The organism is Porphyromonas sp. oral taxon 275 (assembly GCF_018127745.1).
GTDB lineage: Bacteria > Bacteroidota > Bacteroidia > Bacteroidales > Porphyromonadaceae > Porphyromonas.
Genome location: NZ_CP072333.1, coordinates 1914922 through 1929800 on the forward strand (window position 1 = coordinate 1914922; position 14879 = coordinate 1929800).

At 61.5% G+C, this 14879-nt stretch carries 13 protein-coding genes and 1 tRNA gene; 2 read left to right on the plus strand and 12 right to left on the minus strand.

What is annotated here, in order from left to right:
- Positions 1–23 precede the first annotated feature (23 nt).
- The 6 genes from rplF to J4862_RS07735 form a co-directional block, all read right to left on the minus strand.
- Entirely contained in the window at positions 24–575 is a 552-nt protein-coding gene (gene rplF, locus J4862_RS07710; RefSeq protein WP_211788526.1) for a 50S ribosomal protein L6, read from the minus strand.
- Positions 576–596: 21 nt separating this feature from the next.
- Positions 597–992 (minus strand): 30S ribosomal protein S8, encoded by a 396-nt coding sequence (gene rpsH, locus J4862_RS07715; protein ID WP_211788527.1) that lies wholly within the window; start codon positions 990–992, stop codon positions 597–599.
- Between the two features lie 427 nt (positions 993–1419).
- Positions 1420–1635: a hypothetical protein gene (locus J4862_RS07720; protein WP_211788528.1), complete on the minus strand. Its 216-nt coding sequence runs from the start codon at positions 1633–1635 to the stop codon at positions 1420–1422.
- 212 nt (positions 1636–1847) lie between these two features.
- Positions 1848–1921 (minus strand) — tRNA-Ala (locus tag J4862_RS07725).
- A gap of 418 nt (positions 1922–2339) precedes the next feature.
- Positions 2340–3107 carry a DUF695 domain-containing protein gene (locus J4862_RS07730; RefSeq protein WP_211788529.1) on the minus strand — a complete coding sequence of 256 codons (768 nt, stop codon included), beginning with the start codon at positions 3105–3107 and terminating at the stop codon, positions 2340–2342.
- Between the two features lie 343 nt (positions 3108–3450).
- Positions 3451–4278 carry a class I SAM-dependent methyltransferase gene (locus J4862_RS07735; RefSeq protein ID WP_211788530.1) on the minus strand — a complete coding sequence of 276 codons (828 nt, stop codon included), beginning with the start codon at positions 4276–4278 and terminating at the stop codon, positions 3451–3453.
- 301 nt (positions 4279–4579) lie between these two features.
- On the opposite strand from J4862_RS07735, the gene J4862_RS07740 reads away from it, so the two are divergent.
- On the plus strand, positions 4580–4783 hold the full coding sequence (locus J4862_RS07740) for a winged helix-turn-helix domain-containing protein (protein WP_211788531.1): 204 nt from the start codon (positions 4580–4582) through the stop codon (positions 4781–4783).
- Positions 4784–5047: 264 nt separating this feature from the next.
- On the opposite strand, the gene J4862_RS07745 is transcribed toward J4862_RS07740, so the two are convergent.
- The 6 genes from J4862_RS07745 to J4862_RS07770 form a co-directional block, all read right to left on the minus strand.
- Positions 5048–5626, minus strand: a complete 579-nt coding sequence (locus J4862_RS07745) for an SMI1/KNR4 family protein (protein ID WP_211788532.1) — start codon at positions 5624–5626, stop codon at positions 5048–5050.
- 355 nt (positions 5627–5981) lie between these two features.
- Positions 5982–8165 (minus strand): carboxypeptidase-like regulatory domain-containing protein, encoded by a 2184-nt coding sequence (locus tag J4862_RS07750; RefSeq protein ID WP_211788533.1) that lies wholly within the window; start codon positions 8163–8165, stop codon positions 5982–5984.
- Between the two features lie 5 nt (positions 8166–8170).
- Positions 8171–8998, minus strand: coding sequence for a hypothetical protein (locus J4862_RS07755; protein ID WP_211788534.1), 828 nt, complete (start codon positions 8996–8998; stop codon positions 8171–8173).
- A 273-nt stretch (positions 8999–9271) separates the two neighbouring features.
- Complete coding sequence (locus J4862_RS07760) at positions 9272–9823, minus strand: hypothetical protein (RefSeq protein WP_211788535.1); 552 nt, start codon at positions 9821–9823, stop codon at positions 9272–9274.
- A 187-nt stretch (positions 9824–10010) separates the two neighbouring features.
- Positions 10011–12392 carry a TonB-dependent receptor gene (locus J4862_RS07765; protein WP_211788536.1) on the minus strand — a complete coding sequence of 794 codons (2382 nt, stop codon included), beginning with the start codon at positions 12390–12392 and terminating at the stop codon, positions 10011–10013.
- A gap of 118 nt (positions 12393–12510) precedes the next feature.
- On the minus strand, positions 12511–12996 hold the full coding sequence (locus tag J4862_RS07770; RefSeq protein WP_211788537.1) for a hypothetical protein: 486 nt from the start codon (positions 12994–12996) through the stop codon (positions 12511–12513).
- Between the two features lie 470 nt (positions 12997–13466).
- Between J4862_RS07770 and J4862_RS07775 the strand changes: the two genes are divergently transcribed.
- A complete protein-coding gene (locus J4862_RS07775; protein WP_211788538.1) occupies positions 13467–13739 on the plus strand; it encodes a hypothetical protein in 273 nt (90 codons plus the stop codon).
- Positions 13740–14879: the final 1140 nt, after the last annotated feature.

Genomic DNA, 14879 nt, shown 5'->3' on the forward strand with positions numbered 1-14879 from the left:
TTGCTTATACGTGTTTTAGCGGTTTACTTACCTGCGCTCTTACCCGACTTACGACGGACGACTTCGCCCTCGAAACGGATACCCTTACCCTTATAAGGCTCAGGCATACGGAAGGAGCGGATCTTGGAGCACACCTGACCGAGCAGCTGCTTGTCTGCGCTGGAGAGGATGATCAGAGGGTTCTTGTTACGCTCCGACTTCGTCTCTACGTTGATCTCCTTAGGCAGCTGGAGGAAGATGTTGTGCGTGAAGCCCAGCGAGAGCTCGAGGAGCTGACCCTGGTTGGATGCACGATAACCGACACCTACGAGCTCGAGCGTCTTGGAGAAGCCTTCGCTCACGCCTACCACCATGTTGTGGATCAGGGCGCGATAGAGACCGTGCAGCGAGCGCTCCTGGCGCTCGTCGCTCTGACGGCTGACGACGACCTGACCTTCTTCTACCGCTACTGCGATACGAGCGTCTACAGCCTGGCTGAGTTCGCCCTTAGCCCCCTTGACAGTGACGACACCATCCTTTACCGTGACGGTCACACCTGCGGGGATGCTCACTGGGAGCTTACCTATTCTTGACATAGTTTGCTTAGCCTCCTTGCTTTAGTAGATGTAACATAGTACCTCACCGCCCACCTTGAGCTGCGAAGCTTCCTTGTCGGTCATGACACCCTTCGAAGTAGAGAGGATAGCGATACCGAGACCATTGAGTACGCGGGGCATCTCACGATAGCCGACATACTTACGGAGACCTGGGCGAGAGACACGCTTCAGAGCCTTCAGGGCATTGATCTTGCCGCTGCGGTCATACTTGAGCGCTACCTTGATGCTGCCCTGGGGACCATCCTCGACGAACTTGAAGTTCAGGATGTAGCCCTTGTCGAAAAGGATCTTCGTGATCTCTTTCTTTAGATTAGACGCGGGGATCTCGACCACACGGTGACCGGCCTTCACTGCATTACGCAGGCGCGTCAGGTAATCTGCAATAGGATCTGTCATTCAGATTGAGAATTAAATTGATCCGGACTGTCCGGACAATATTTAAACATGATTACTTGCTTGCCTTTCCCTGCCACCGACCCTCACCCGAGGATACATGTGCGCATGAAAAAGCACACAAAAGTACAAACAATTATCGAGATACGCAACTATCACAGACAGACGCCAATCATATCAACTCGGCGCAATACGGAGACCAAGCTCTCAAGCACCCTCCCCTAGCCTCGAAATACCACTCAGAGAACACCCGCAGCACCCCCTCCAGCTACAAAAGAGCCTCCCCTAGGCCACCCGTCGCGACGACGAGCAGCCCAGAGGAGACCCCAAAAGAACGATCGGCTGGCGACCTCGAGGATCACCAGCCGACCATTAAGAGGCTACGCTGCAGCACTCATCGTACTGCGGCGCGCAGTCTTGCAGACCTAGCTTACTTGACTACAGCTTCTACAGCAGCCTTAGCGGAGTCTACAGCAGCAACAGCCGTAGAGTCAACTACTGCCTTAGCAGAGTCAACAGCTGCTACAACTTCCGTAGCGATGCTGTCCATAGCCGTGCTATCCGTAGCGTTAGCTTCGCTGTTACCACCGCAAGAAGCAAGGGTAGCTGCAAGAGCTACGAATGCGAAAGCGAAAAACTTCTTCATCTTCGTTTCTGTTAAATTGGTTATTAATTTGAATTCATCTTGAATAACACAGCAAATATACTGCAAGTTTCTGATCCAGCAAGCGCTAAGACCAAGTTCCCTCGCTACCGCCCGCCTCGGAGCGCTTCTCCAAGGCAGCCTAAACCTCTCATTCAAAAAGAGTCTTTGCTGTGCTATGCAGAGAGGGCGGCACATGACCACCCTCTCTGCGGTGGAGTATAGCGGACTCGAACCGCTCACCTCGACACTGCCAGTGTCGCGCTCTAGCCAGATGAGCTAATACCCCGTATATATAAGCTGTATGGGGCGATCCCCCGTGCCTTTTCCGCTGCAAAGATAAGCATTATTTTATTTACTTGTATCTCGCAGCGAAAAAACTTAGTGGCGGCAGCCCAGCGCGCTCCTGCTAAGATCGACGGCTAGCCTGGGGGCCTACCGTCCCCTCGCCGCCTCTTCCTAGCCCTGCGATCCCGCACATACACGCCGAGCCGCATGGCAAGCCATGTAAGCCCGAAGTAGAAGAGTAGCGTAGTCACATTATTGCTCATCGTATACCAGCTATCACAGACCGGAACTGGTCATCAATTAGAAGTCGTCCTGAATAACGCAGCAGAGACACCCCTAGCCTCTGACCCAGCGAGCTGCAGTACGGGACCAGCCGCACGATGTGGTCTGATGTGATGTCCTCCCAAGCTGGGATAGACTCATGCCTCAGCCTTACCGCAGGCCCAGCCATCATAGTAGCCACCGAGCTCCTCGGCCACATCGAGCAAGAGCCAGGTAACAGGATGGATATCCTCGGGGACGTCTCGGCGAGCGACTCCGACCTGATAGGGAAATTCGTCCTCCGAGTCGAGGACATTGGTCGTGAAGACCTCGAAGCCCTCAGCGACCACCTTGCCGAGGAACTGCTCCGCCGACTCCTTGGAGCTGAAGTAGGCCCAGTGCTCCACGTAGCGCTCCTTGCTCACATCGTCGCCCTCGCTGATGAGAGCTCGCAGCACCCTACTATTGGCAATCTCCTGCAGGGAATACCTATCGGGATAGAGTAGCTCTAGATAGCACTCCCACGCCACGTCTTCGTCTACCCACAGCTGGCACTTGTAGTCGGGGAACTTGTCGTCTAAGGCCTTTACCAAGGCCTCTTCGATCCCTTCCGCGCTCTTGGCATAGAGGAAGAAGTTTACTCTGTTGTTCCACTTCATGACCCCTGCGTAGATGACATCAAGCGTCTCCATGCACTCATACAGGGCATCCTCCACCTCCCAAAGCATTGGGTTCTCCTCCTCCGTAGGGAGTCCGCGCTCCGTAGGCGTACGATAGTAGACGGCAAACTGAATCCGCTGGGCGTACTCCGCGCTGGGGGTAAGCTCGATCAGAGCCAGGTTGGTGCGGATCACCGCAGGCTTGTCATCGACCTCCTGCATATAGAGGCCCCAATTCTGTTCTAGTTCCTTGATGTTAATTCCCATGTGACCTTCCTCCTTTTTGATTACGTTTAGACTTGATCGCTGCCCCTGAAGCATGGGGCACAGGGACAAATATAGGTATAAGTCTCAAGCTAGCACAAGGGCATATAAGACAAGGCCTTAATCCCCCAGCCCCCCTATGTTGCGGCCCTCGCCCAGCGTGTAGCCCAGCACTGCAGCTTAGCCCCAGAGTCTCGCCCCAGCTGCGGAGGAGCACAGCTGAGGGATATCAGTCAGCTCGCTGAGGGACGTCCATAAAGCAGGTGAGGGCTATCAGTCACGATGCTGACTGATAGCCCTCACGGAGCTCACGCAAGGCTAGCACCACGCGCTGCCCTTAGTCCCGCTAGAGCGTGAAGGTGAAGATCTGCGTGCTGTAGCGCGAGGGCTTATGCAGCCGCATCAGCCTCGCAGGCCACCACACCTCGGCCATCAGGTCCATGACGGCCACTTTACGATCGAAGTGTGCCCTAGGCACGAGCGCCACGATATCGGCCTCGGAGTCGATGCCGCCCGTGAAGCACGCCTCCATCTTCTTTAGCGTGTCGTGCATCTTCGTACGCCCCGCCCAGAAGCTGCTCAGCGCGTCGAAGACGACGACGCAGCGACCCGCGAAGTGCGTCTCGAGGAGCTGTAGCACACGCTGGATTTGCTCCCGCGTGAGGTAGGCAAAGACGCCCTCGATGGCCACAAGCACCCAGCAGCGCTCCCCCACCTCGGCTGCCAGCTGCTCCACCCAGCCCGACTCCAGTAGGTCACAGCCTATCGCGTGCTCCTCGTCCCCAAGCAGCCCGCGCCGCAGCGCTACGACCTCGGGGAAGTCCACCGCGTAGTGCGCCGCGCCGAAGGTCTTCGCCGCGATCCGCTGCTCCCGTGTATCGAGCCCGCAGCCCGCATTGACGAGGACGAAGTCCCGCCCCTCAGCATGCAGCTGCTGGGCATAGCGCACCAGCTCCGCATCTATATAGCGCGCCCGCTGCAGGCAGCCGTAGTAGCTGGGGCTACGCCGCGGGGCGAACTTCTCCCTATCGTAGCTCACGCGATGATAGAGCTCCTCGGCACGGCGATCCCCGAGGATGGGCCGCTGATCGGCAGCATCAATGGCCCGCATCGCCAGCGGGATGATGAGGGTCTCCTGGACGGCACCCAGTCCCTCGATCTTGATCTCGTTCATAGTAGTATCTATAGGTGGCACTCCCTTGATGGAGCCTAGGTGCAAAGCTAGGCGAAGCATCCGCCTCGAGCAATACCTAGTCGAGGGGATAAGGCTCCCCGCTGCTACATAGATATACTGAGGGGTACGGCGGCAGGCTACCCATAGCCGAGCGCACCGAGGAAGCAGGCAGGGCGGGCATTTGGAGATTAGGCCGAGAGTCTCTACCTTTATCCCAACACAAAGGGGAGGCTTCGCCCTAAGGCGCCTCCCACACTAGGGGAACAAGCATTCAATACTCACTTCCTAAATAGTACGACCTATGATAGAACTAATCGGGACAAACGCAGGCCTCGTCTGGCAGGCCCTAGACAAGCTAGGCAAGATGGATACCAAGGCACTCAAGAAGGCGACCAAGCTGCGCACGGACAAGGAACTGTATGCTGCCCTCGGCTGGCTCGCCAAGGAAGGCAAGCTACACTTTGACCAGTCGGGCGACGAACTCATCGTAGAGCTCATCTACTAGTCTCAGCTCCGCAGCGCCTCGCTGCCGCCGTCCCCCGCGACCGCCGCAGCCCAAACAAAGTACCGCCCCCACCCACGGCAGCAGCCGTAGGTGGGGGCGGTGTCCTTTTTGCGGCTCATAGCCCTAGGGATAGGACTTACTTCGCCTGACTCCCGAGAGCAAGGGCTCTGTTGCTTTGTCTGCCAGCCTCCCTTCCCGGCCGAGGAGCTCCGCTCAAGGATATTCCTCAGCACGCCGAGCGCCCTTGGCCACGGGCCTGAGTCACTATATAGGGAGGGTCTTCTGCCGCTCTACCTGGAGCACTCCCCGAGGATCGTGGATGGAGCGCAGCCGCTGGATCTCCTCGGTCAGCATCGCAGAGAAGCTATCCCACTGCCGAAGCGGTGTAGCATCACGGCGAGCACAGTAGTACACTTGCTCCCCATCCCTCCGCATATAGAGGCGCGAAGCATCATAGCTATAGCTCCCAATAAAAAAGCAATCTTCATCAGCATTCCGCGGACGCTCGTAGCAGTTCGGTATATCTAGGTCAAAAGGGCCAAGGACCCCGCTCCGCCGATGGAGCTCCCCCTGCAAGCCATAAAGGTTAAGGCAGCGATGGAAGAGGTGCATCCCATTGCTGACCTCGCTCAGGAAGGCTGCATAGGCCTCGGGAAGCACCATCCCTAGACGCTCTCTCAGGAGACTCAGCTGCTCCTCGGCCAAGGGCGCGAAGGTATAGACGCTGTAGGCCTCAGGGCCTATATGCGGGAGATGACCATACTTGTGCACGCCCGACGCACAGACGTAGCCGTAGGCGGACTGCTCCTCGAGGAGACTTTGAATAGAGGCTAGATACTCCATAGATACTTATTGATTAGACTTCATCGCTAGTCCTGCCTAGGGGCTCTAGCTATTCTAGAGCAGCCCCGCAGTGTGCTGTGCTCGGCTCCGAGAGCGCCTCTGCTGCCGCGTGAGGAGGCCTCACTGATCCTCCCTGCAGTGCAGGTGCATCCCCGCTCCAAGTCCTCCAGCTCGCCCTCTAGCTTGGCAAACTAGGCTCATGGCCCCGAAGGGAGGCCTACGCGACAAACGCAGTGCTCCGCCCTACACAAAGATAGCATACTGCTAGCCGTGCGGGCGGAGCAAGGGGAAAAGGAGCTAGGAAAGGCGGAGGAGGGAAGGTGCGGCCGTGGGGCGAAGCGCCGCGCTGGGAGCGCTAGTGCCAGCTGAGCATCGCCCCGAGGTAAAGGGCGCGGCGCTGCAGGTAGAGTGGATGGGTCGTGCTGTAGTCGGGGGAGAAGTAGTGCTCACGTACGTTGGCCGTATTGAGCAGATTGCTCAGCGAGGCATAGAGCGTCAGCATCGAGCGCCCGAGGGACATATAGCGGAAGACCTGCAGGTCGAGGCGCTGATAGTCCGCCCCACGCTCCCAGCTTAGCCCGCGCGGCACATAGATGCCAGGGGCGAGCTGCTCGGCACCGCTGACCTTCGCCAGATAGGGCCCTCTATGGGCTAGGTAGGCGAGGCTCGCGGTGAAGTAGCGCGGGTGGCTCCACTGCAGGTGCAGCTTGGCGAAGTAGCCCCACTCTTGCTGCGTCGCCTGCTCCGCCACGAGCGGCGCGCGCTGTCGCCTCAGCGCCGAGAGCGCCAGCCCATAGCTCCAGTGCGGGTTCAGCACATCCTCCCAGCTGTACTCCGCGCCCCAGCTAGGCAGCTCGCGGCGCTCCCGCCGCCCGAGGCCGTGTAGCCTCCAGGAGCTGTCGTAGGGCACATCCTCCCGCCTTAGGTAGACCGAGACCTTCATCTGACGCGCCCCGTGGCGATACTCGTAGTCGAGGTTGAGCCCGCGTGCCGCGCACAGCAGGCCCTCCGTGGCGTAGAGGGCGGGCGGCACATAGGCGCGGTAGACGCCTGCCCCGAGGAGCAGCCGATGGCCCAGTGCGGGCTGCAGCTGCAGCATTCCTTGGTAGCTAAGGAAAGGCGCGTCCTCCTGCCCCATAGGGTGCACGTAGCGCAGCCCTAGCGATAGATCCAGCAGCCCCCGCAGCAGCGGGCGATAGGCATAGAGGTAGGCGTCGAGCGAACCGTAGCGTCCGCGCCCTGCAGCGTCGCGGGCAGGAGCACCAGGGGCGAAGCCTCCTGCGTAGCGAGGCAACTGCCCCAAGAGCGCGTAGTAATGCCCGTCCCAGGCGAGGCCTCCCTCCAGCTCCATCCCCCAGGCCTGTAGCTTGTGCTCAAGGCTGAGGTAGCCGTGCTCGGCACGCTGCTGGAGGTCGAGGAGCCCCAGGCTAAGGCTAGGGCGCTTGGCGTCGTAGCCGAGGTTGAGGCTCGTCACCCCGAGCCGCTCCGAGCTATGGCGGAGGTTGAGGACAGAGAAGAAGCGCCGACTGCGCGTCCGTACCTCCCCCGCATAGTTCATCGTCCCCGTCACCCCGCGGAAGGCGTCCAGCAGCCCATAGCTATAGAGCTGGAGGACGAGGCGCGGAGCCAGCTGCAGCCTGAGGTTCATCCCGAGATCAAGGGCGGAGAAGTGCCGCAGCTCGGGGTAGGACTCGGGGGCAAGCGCTGTCAGGAGGTCGGAGCGCTGGGCATTGCCGTAGAGCTGGACGAAGCTACGAGACGAGCCAAGGCGCTGGGAGCGCACCACGCTCACCCCGGCCATCCCCAGCGAGAGGGCGGTGCTGCTGGTCTCGAGGCGCTGGCGCGAGCGAACGTCCACCAGCCCAGAGAGCGCCTTGCCCGCCGTGATCGGCGGGTTGCTGGCGTAGACCCACTGCTGATCCAGCAGCGCGGGATGGAAGAGGCTGAAGAAGCCCTGATTGCTCAGCCCGCTGTAGCGCACGGGACTCTCGATCGGCACCTTGTTGATCGTGACGAGGCTGTAGGCAGCGGGGCTGCCGCGGAACTCAGGGTTGGCCTGCTCGGTGGCGGCCGTCGAGCTCGCCAGTGCCGTCACGGCCTTGAGCGGATCGGCCTGCGCCAGCGGGTTGAGGTAGACGTCTAGCTCCGTCATCCGCTCGCCAGCGAAGCGGTGCGCTATAGGGGCACGTGCGAGGATCTCTACCTCCGCCAGGGCCCGCTCTCGCTCTCGGAGCTGCACCACCAGCGAGTCCAGCCGCGGCTGCCGCGCCAGAGGGAGGCGAATCGGCTGGTAGAGGCTGTGGCTGATGAGGAGCGTATCGCCACGCCCCAGCCCCTCGAGGCGGAACTCCCCCTCGAGGCCGCTAGTCACACGGCGCGTGCTATCGCCCAGGCGCTGGATACGTGCCCCGAGGATGGGCTGCCCCTCGCGGTCATGGACGTAGCCCGAGACGACGAGCCCCTGCCCCGAGGCCGAGAAGGCCCCGAGGAGCAGCCCGCATAGCCCTCCGAGGAAGAGGCGTAGAAGGCGTATCGACATCGTGGCTAGGGCTTCGTACTCGCGGCTGCGGCCTCGATCCGTCCCTTCAGCTGCTGCAGCATGGGACTGGCGGGGAACTCCCCGAGGGCCTTGGCGCAGAGCGCAGCCGCCTCATCCCGCGCCCCCGTGTCGAGGTACAGGCGGATGAGGTACTCGTAGGCTTCATCGCGGCCCCAGCTCGGGAGGTAGTCGGAGGGGGTCTGCTGGGCGGATAGCTCGAGGGCCTTGGTCAGATACTCCTTGACCTTAGTCTTGCCCCCGAAGGCGACGGGGGTGAAGTAGTTGTTGACCCCAGCCACGACGTAGGCGCGGGGGTTCTGCGGGTCAAGGGCGATGGCCTGGGCGGCGTGCTCGGCCATAGCCATGGCCAGCTGGGGCGTCTTGCTGCCCGCGTAGCTCGTGGCGAGCCCCTCGAGGCGCGCCAGCAGGGCGTACTCCTCCGATCCCTTGTGCCCGTAGCCCTCAAGGAGCTTGATGCCCTCGCCGACAGCCTCGGCGGCACGCTCGTGCTGCTGGTGCTGGCTGTAGTAGAGCGTCTGGAAGAAGCGGAGGTAAGCCTGCCAGTAGGTGTGGAGCTGCTCGAGGCTGCGGTTGCCTGTGGGGCGCTCTGCGGCGAAGAGCTGCAGGAGGGCAGGCAGCGCCTCGGCCTTGCCCGAACGCATATCGCTGGCGAAGGCCTGCTGCACGCGCTGCTGCATGCCTGCGAGCTGGAGTTTGGTGGCGGCCGTCTGCTGCTGGGCAAACGGCGCGGCGGCCTGACTAGGGGACTGCGGGGCGGCCTCAAGGCCGAGGCTGCCCGAGAGCAAGAGGAGGCTAAGTAGTGTAGGACGCATAGTAGTAAGTATTTAGTAAGGAGCGGCGGCGGGCACGCACTGAGGCGACGTCCTCGCCGCGTGCTGTCGTAGGACCTCTCTAGGGGCAAAGGTACATAATTTCCCTGCCCCTTCGCCGCCTAGGCCTCGGGGTACACAAGTCCCCCCATCCGAGCCTCTTAGCCCCAGCCCTAGCCCCTCGTCCGAGGCTAGGAAAAGGCCGCGGCGCGCGCCTCCTCGGGGGGGGAGACACGCGCCACGGATGCTGAGGCCCTTGGGCTAGGCGCGAGGGCCTTAGTTTGCCTTCGGCAGGAGGCTGAGCTTACCTGCTCGCTCTGCGATACGGACGACATTGAAGCCCTCCTCTGCGGCACAGGCCTTTCCCTCGTGCAGCAGCTGCTCCAGCGCGACGCCCGAGCTGAGGCCATAGGCCTGCTCCTTGGCCTCCCGGTAGCGGAAGGTACACTGCAGCGTGAGGGGCTCTGCGCCCGCGCTGAGGCTGAGGTCGTAGTGGAGGAGGTCGCCATCCTTGACCAGCACCGTCCTAGGGAGCTGCGGGTCGGGGAGCGTGAAGACCAGGCGCGCCCTATCCCCCGCGCGGCGTCCAGGCTGGACGACATAGGGGAGACGCTCCCCGCTGTAGGGGGCACGTACGGTGAAGCGCTGGAGGAAGTCGCTCGTCAGACCCTCTCCAGACTCGAGGATCACCTCGAGGCGGCGCTCGACTAAGGGGCGCTGGGCATAGGTACGGAGCTCCTCGGCCTGGCTAGCCTTGGAGCATGAGCTGAGGGTGGAGCCGGCCACGCAGAGCCCGAGGGCTGCGAGCAGCATATAGGTCCTTGTCATAGTGATAGGGGCAGCGCGGGGAAGGCCTTGCCCCCTAGGGAGCTAAGGGAGGGGGACTGCCTCGGCGGGTCCTAAGTTTAGCTTGAGGTTAATAATGCGTGCTATTTATATGGGGTAAAGGTAGCAAGAAAAGCGACACGCAGCAAAGCCCTAGCCAAGCCACCGCGCCCCCACGGGAGGCCAGCGGTCAGAACTTAGCGATCAGCCCCAGCGTCGGGAGGACGAGGCGGCTGTAGTAGTCGAGCTGGCGCAGCTGCTGACGGCTCGGGTCGGTGGGGTGCTCCATGAGGCGCCCTGAGGGGTCGAGGTTGGTATAGACAGGTGCATTGACCGTACCGCTCAGGTAGGCATTCTGTACGTCCACGTAGAGGTTCAGCATCCAGCGCTTGAAGTAGAATTCCTTATCCAGGCGCAGGTCGAGCTGATGCTTGTCGGGGAGCCTGAGCGTATTGAAGCGCGCGTAGTCGGGATAGGCGCGGTGCGTCAGCGCCCAGGCGGCGCGATCCGTCGAGCGCTCCATATCTACGGGCGTGTAGGGCGCTCCACCGATGTAGCGCCAGCGTGCCGAGAGGTACCAGCTCTTGCCCAGGCGATAGCTCAGCAGGAGGTTGAGCATCTGCTGCGTGTCCCAGGAGGAGGGGCGGTAGACCCCTGCCCTATCAGTGAACTCGCTCCTGAAGAGCGTATAGGTCGCCGTGGCCGAGAGCTGGCGCCAGGGCGAGAGGCGTGCCACGAGCTCGAGACCATAGGCACGACCCAGCCCCGTAGACTCCACGGCCTCATCCCCCACCTGGCCATACTCCGTCCCCTTGCTGGATAGACTCACCCCCTCCAGCTCAGAGATGGGGTAGCCGCTGTAGGCCTTGTAGAAGCCCTCGGCCGAGAAGCGCAGGTAGTCCCCTGGGTGATACTCCGCCCCCAGCACAGCCTGATGGGAGATGATGTAGCCGAGGCGCTCCTGATTGGGGTAGCTGCCGTCCGAGGCACGGTAGCCCATCAGCGTGTAGGAGGGGCGCATGGCGTAGCGGCCGAGGTTGGCATTCAGGTCAATATCCTCCGTCAGGGCGAAGGAGAGGGAGAGGCGGGGCGAGAGCTGCGGCAGGGGATTGCTCATGCGCGCATTGAGCGTATTGCCCACGAGGTTGAGGCCGAGGGCGACCTTGAGCCTGCGATCCAGATACTCATCCGAGGCCTGGGCGAAGGCCGTGTAGGCGAAGAGCCTCGCCTCAGCACTCGTCGAGCGCGAGACGAAGCGTCCCGCCTCGAGCGTGAGGCGCTCGGACTCGTTGCTGTAGCTGGCGTAGCGGAGGCCTGCGCCTAGGCTGAGCTTGAAGGGCAGGGAGGTGTAGACGCGCTCGTAGCGGAGCTTATTCTCCGTCTCGTCGGACTGGTATTCGGAGAGCTTACCCGCGGCAGGATCGTTGCCCTGGTACTTGACCCCGCGGTTGCGGAGCATATTGCGGCTCAGCGTCCAGCTGTCGACATGGCCGCGGGCGTAGTGCTTGTAGACCGCCCCGACGGTATAGTTCCACTGCCGATACTCGGGGAGGTAGCCGAGGATATAGCGCTGCACCTCGGTGCCCGTAGTCTGCAGCTGGGTATTGAGGCTCATATTGTCGAGCGCCCCGATGCCAATGAGGGTGAGCTCGTGCTGCGCATCAAGGCGGCACTTATACTTGAGCTGGAAGTCATTATAGGTCGGCAGGAAGGGCAGCTTGATGGCCTTGAAGAGCCACTGCAGGTAGGACTGGCGGGCTGAGGCGATGAAGGAGGCCTTCGACCCCAGGGGTCCCTCGACGGTCAGGGCGGCGTCGGAGGCGCCCACCGAGGCCTTGAAGTGCATGCGGTCGGCATCCCCGTCGCGCTGCTTGATCTCCATCACGGAGCTCAGCGCACCAGGGCGGCTGGCAGGGAAAGCCCCGCTATAGAAATTGATCTCGCGCACGAAGTCGGGGTTGATCATCCCCACGACGCCACCCGAGGCGCCCTGCGTGGCGAAGTGATTGATCACGGGGATCTCGATGCCGTCGAGGTAGAAGACGTTCTCCGACGGCCCCCCGCCGCGCACGATCAGGTCATTACGGTTGGGATCCGTAGCGCCGACCCCGGGGAGGGTCTGCACCAGCTTGGAGACGTCGCGATTGGCCCCCGCGCTCTTCTCGATCTGCTTGAGGCCGAGGGTCTGCAGCGAGAGCGGGCTCTCGGCACGCTTGAGGAAGAGCTTGGGGCGCACGAGCACCTCCTTGAGGCTCGTGGCCTCCTCGCTGAGGGCGATGTCCATGAAGCTCGTCTGGTTGCCCAGCACCTGCAGCTCGGCCGAGAGGGTCGTCTCGTAGCCGACCATACGGACGATCAGGCGCACGAAGCCCGGCTTGACGCCCGTGATGACGAAGCGCCCCTCGAGGTCTGTCCTTCCTCCGAGCTCCATGCCCTGGACCTGGACGGTGGCGAACTCTAAGGGTTCATTGTTCCGAGCGCTATAGACGCGCCCCTTGATCGTCCCTTGCTGTGCCAGAAGCGAGCTCACGGAGAGCAAGAGCAGCAGCAGGCTGTAGTATAAGTGCCTCATAAAATGGGGCTAAACCCTTAAGTACCAATAAATCGAAGCAGAGCGCCCACGCGGGCGTCCCTACATGTACCCCACGGGGAGGCATCACGGCACGAGGCCGCGCCTCCCCGCGGGGGTGCTAAGGCCGCTCTACCAGACGCACGGGGCCAAGGTAGTCCCGCGAGACGATGACGGCGGCGAAGGGACGCATCTGGGCACCCTTGAGCTCCGCACCACGCACGACGCGGTAGCTCAGGACGAGCTCCCCTGGCGTGCGCTGCTGTAGCGAGAGGGGGACGATCTCGGTGGAGACGCCCGTGGCAGGCAGGACGATGGGGATGACGAACTCGCGCGACCAGTCGATCGCCGTTGGGCGGGCGCTCATCGTCGCGGCCATGCCCATATACTGCTCCTGCTCCTCAGCGCTGAGGATCGTCTCGGGGAGGCTATCGGCGGCGGCAAAGTAATGCTCGGCCAGGCGGAAGGGGACGCGGTCCTCCATGAGGGTCGTGTCCGAGAGCAGGGCGACGCTGTCGCGGTCGTTGGTGCTCGACTGCTCGCCCGTGCAGGCGGAGAGGAGGCCTAGGCTAAGGAGCCCAAGGGCCAGGAGCTGGATCTTATTCATCTGTCTGCGGGATAAGTACACATGTACACTACACAAATGTAGTACTTTTATCCCAGCTCAATCCGCCACCGCTCGGGGGCGTGCTCCGACGAAGGTGCGGGCGAACTGAGGACTAAGTGTCCACGAGCTGAGTGCTAGGTGCGGGCGAGCTGAGGGCCTGGTCGGACGGAGCAAAGTAATATAATATTCGGCGGAATCTTATATAATATTTCGGTAAAAGTAATATAAGAATTGACGGAAAGTAATATAACTTTTGCCCAAATATTATATTACTTTTCCTAGCCTCAGCCTAGTTGCCGCTCCGCCCGCCTCTCTGGGGCGCGTGCCAAGGGCTTAGTCCCAACGCGCCGAGCGGCTGCTCTAGGGAGCGCGCCGAGTCAACTAAGGCCAGCCCTAAGTCTCCCAAGGAGCTCAGCGCTAGCCTACTTCGGGAGAATGACTACCTTTGGAGAGAGAAAACACTACTTACTATGCAGTCCTCAAGCCAGCGTCCCCCCGCCTACCTTCCCGTCGTCTTCGGCTCCCTCGTGCTGGGGGCTATGGTCTATCTCGGATGGATGCTTGACCATGGCTTCCTCCACTCGCTGAGCCTTGGCCTCGGCATCGTCGGCTCCATAGCACTCTACCGCGGTGTCGCTAGGCGCTACGGCTGCAGCGAGGTGTGGACATTCTGGGCGATCCTCACGACCTTCCTCGTGATGAGCCTCGCCGCCTTCCTCTCGGGCGTCGTCTTCCACAGCTAGCCGTCCGCACCCCGCGCCGCCTAGGCCTCCCCCACTCAGTCCCTCCCCCATCCCCCATAGACGCACGACGTAGCGGAGCAGCGATCTGTGCTGCTCCGCTACGTCGTCTCGGCGCTCTATAGCCTAGTCACAGATGAGGCACAAGCTCCCTGTAGAATACCCCGCAACATCAGGAAAAGTCCTCCCCTCTGCCGAACAGCAACTGCTCGAAGGGTCGCCCCTGTAGGGCTCTACTCTAGTTGCTCTAGCCTACCCAGGGTTTGGTCGCCCTTGCAGGGCTACACACCCTGGGCTCTAAAAAGGATCGCCCCTATAGGGGCTCAACCCTGCAGGCCGCGACTCCTGCACCCCCTTGGAGGCGCATACTATAGCGTCTTGGGAGGAACTGCGCTACCTTGGGGAGCGTGCACCCACGTACCCGTGGGTACCCAGATCGCAGCACCTTGGGGAGGAAATACCACTATCCAGTGAGAGGAACCGAAGCTCCTTGGGGGCACATACCACGTACACTTGGAAGCGCATACTGCAGCACCTTGGAAGGAAATACCGCAGTACCCGTGAGCAGAACTGCGGTGCCTTAGGAGCACAGACTGCAGCACCTTGGGAGGAAATACCGCAGTACCCGTGAGCAGAACTGCGGTGCCTTGGGAGCACATACTGCAGCACCTTGGGAGGAAATACCGCAGTACCCGTGAGCAGAACTGCGGTGCCTTGGGGGCACATACTGCAGTACCTTGAGAGGAAATACCGCAGTGCCCGTGAGCAGAACTGCGGTGCCTTGGGAGCACAGACTGCAGCACCTTGAGAGGAAATACCGCAGTGCCCGTGGATGGAAGCGCAATACCTTGGGGGCGGATACGAGGCCCATGTCCTCTTGTAGTCGAGGTCGTATTCTTCGCTCTGCGGGCTACGACTGGGCGAGTAAGCCCCTATAGGGGCGGCCCCTCCAAAGCCCAGGGTGCGTAGCCCTGCAAGGGCGACCAAACCCTGGGTAAGCCATAAGGCCTAAAGGAAAGAGCCCTACAGGGGCGACCCCTCCAAAGCCCAGGATGCGTAGCCCTGCAAGGACGACCAAACCCTGGGTAAGCCATAAGGCCTAAAGGAAAGAGCCCTACAGGGGCGACCCCTCCAAAGCCCAGG

What these genes read in the sequence shown, in the direction of transcription:
- J4862_RS07765 (WP_211788536.1), bottom strand. Translation starts at nt 12,392, where the DNA reads ATGAGGCACTTATACTACAGCCTGCTGCTGCTCTTGCTCTCCGTGAGC.
- J4862_RS07750 (WP_211788533.1), bottom strand. Translation starts at nt 8,165, where the DNA reads ATGTCGATACGCCTTCTACGCCTCTTCCTCGGAGGGCTATGCGGGCTG.
- J4862_RS07760 (WP_211788535.1), bottom strand. Translation starts at nt 9,823, where the DNA reads ATGACAAGGACCTATATGCTGCTCGCAGCCCTCGGGCTCTGCGTGGCC.
- rpsH (WP_211788527.1), bottom strand. Translation starts at nt 992, where the DNA reads ATGACAGATCCTATTGCAGATTACCTGACGCGCCTGCGTAATGCAGTG.
- J4862_RS07775 (WP_211788538.1), top strand. Translation starts at nt 13,467, where the DNA reads ATGCAGTCCTCAAGCCAGCGTCCCCCCGCCTACCTTCCCGTCGTCTTC.
- J4862_RS07745 (WP_211788532.1), bottom strand. Translation starts at nt 5,626, where the DNA reads ATGGAGTATCTAGCCTCTATTCAAAGTCTCCTCGAGGAGCAGTCCGCC.
- J4862_RS07755 (WP_211788534.1), bottom strand. Translation starts at nt 8,998, where the DNA reads ATGCGTCCTACACTACTTAGCCTCCTCTTGCTCTCGGGCAGCCTCGGC.
- J4862_RS07770 (WP_211788537.1), bottom strand. Translation starts at nt 12,996, where the DNA reads ATGAATAAGATCCAGCTCCTGGCCCTTGGGCTCCTTAGCCTAGGCCTC.
- J4862_RS07735 (WP_211788530.1), bottom strand. Translation starts at nt 4,278, where the DNA reads ATGAACGAGATCAAGATCGAGGGACTGGGTGCCGTCCAGGAGACCCTC.
- rplF (WP_211788526.1), bottom strand. Translation starts at nt 575, where the DNA reads ATGTCAAGAATAGGTAAGCTCCCAGTGAGCATCCCCGCAGGTGTGACC.
- J4862_RS07740 (WP_211788531.1), top strand. Translation starts at nt 4,580, where the DNA reads ATGATAGAACTAATCGGGACAAACGCAGGCCTCGTCTGGCAGGCCCTA.
- J4862_RS07730 (WP_211788529.1), bottom strand. Translation starts at nt 3,107, where the DNA reads ATGGGAATTAACATCAAGGAACTAGAACAGAATTGGGGCCTCTATATG.
- J4862_RS07720 (WP_211788528.1), bottom strand. Translation starts at nt 1,635, where the DNA reads ATGAAGAAGTTTTTCGCTTTCGCATTCGTAGCTCTTGCAGCTACCCTT.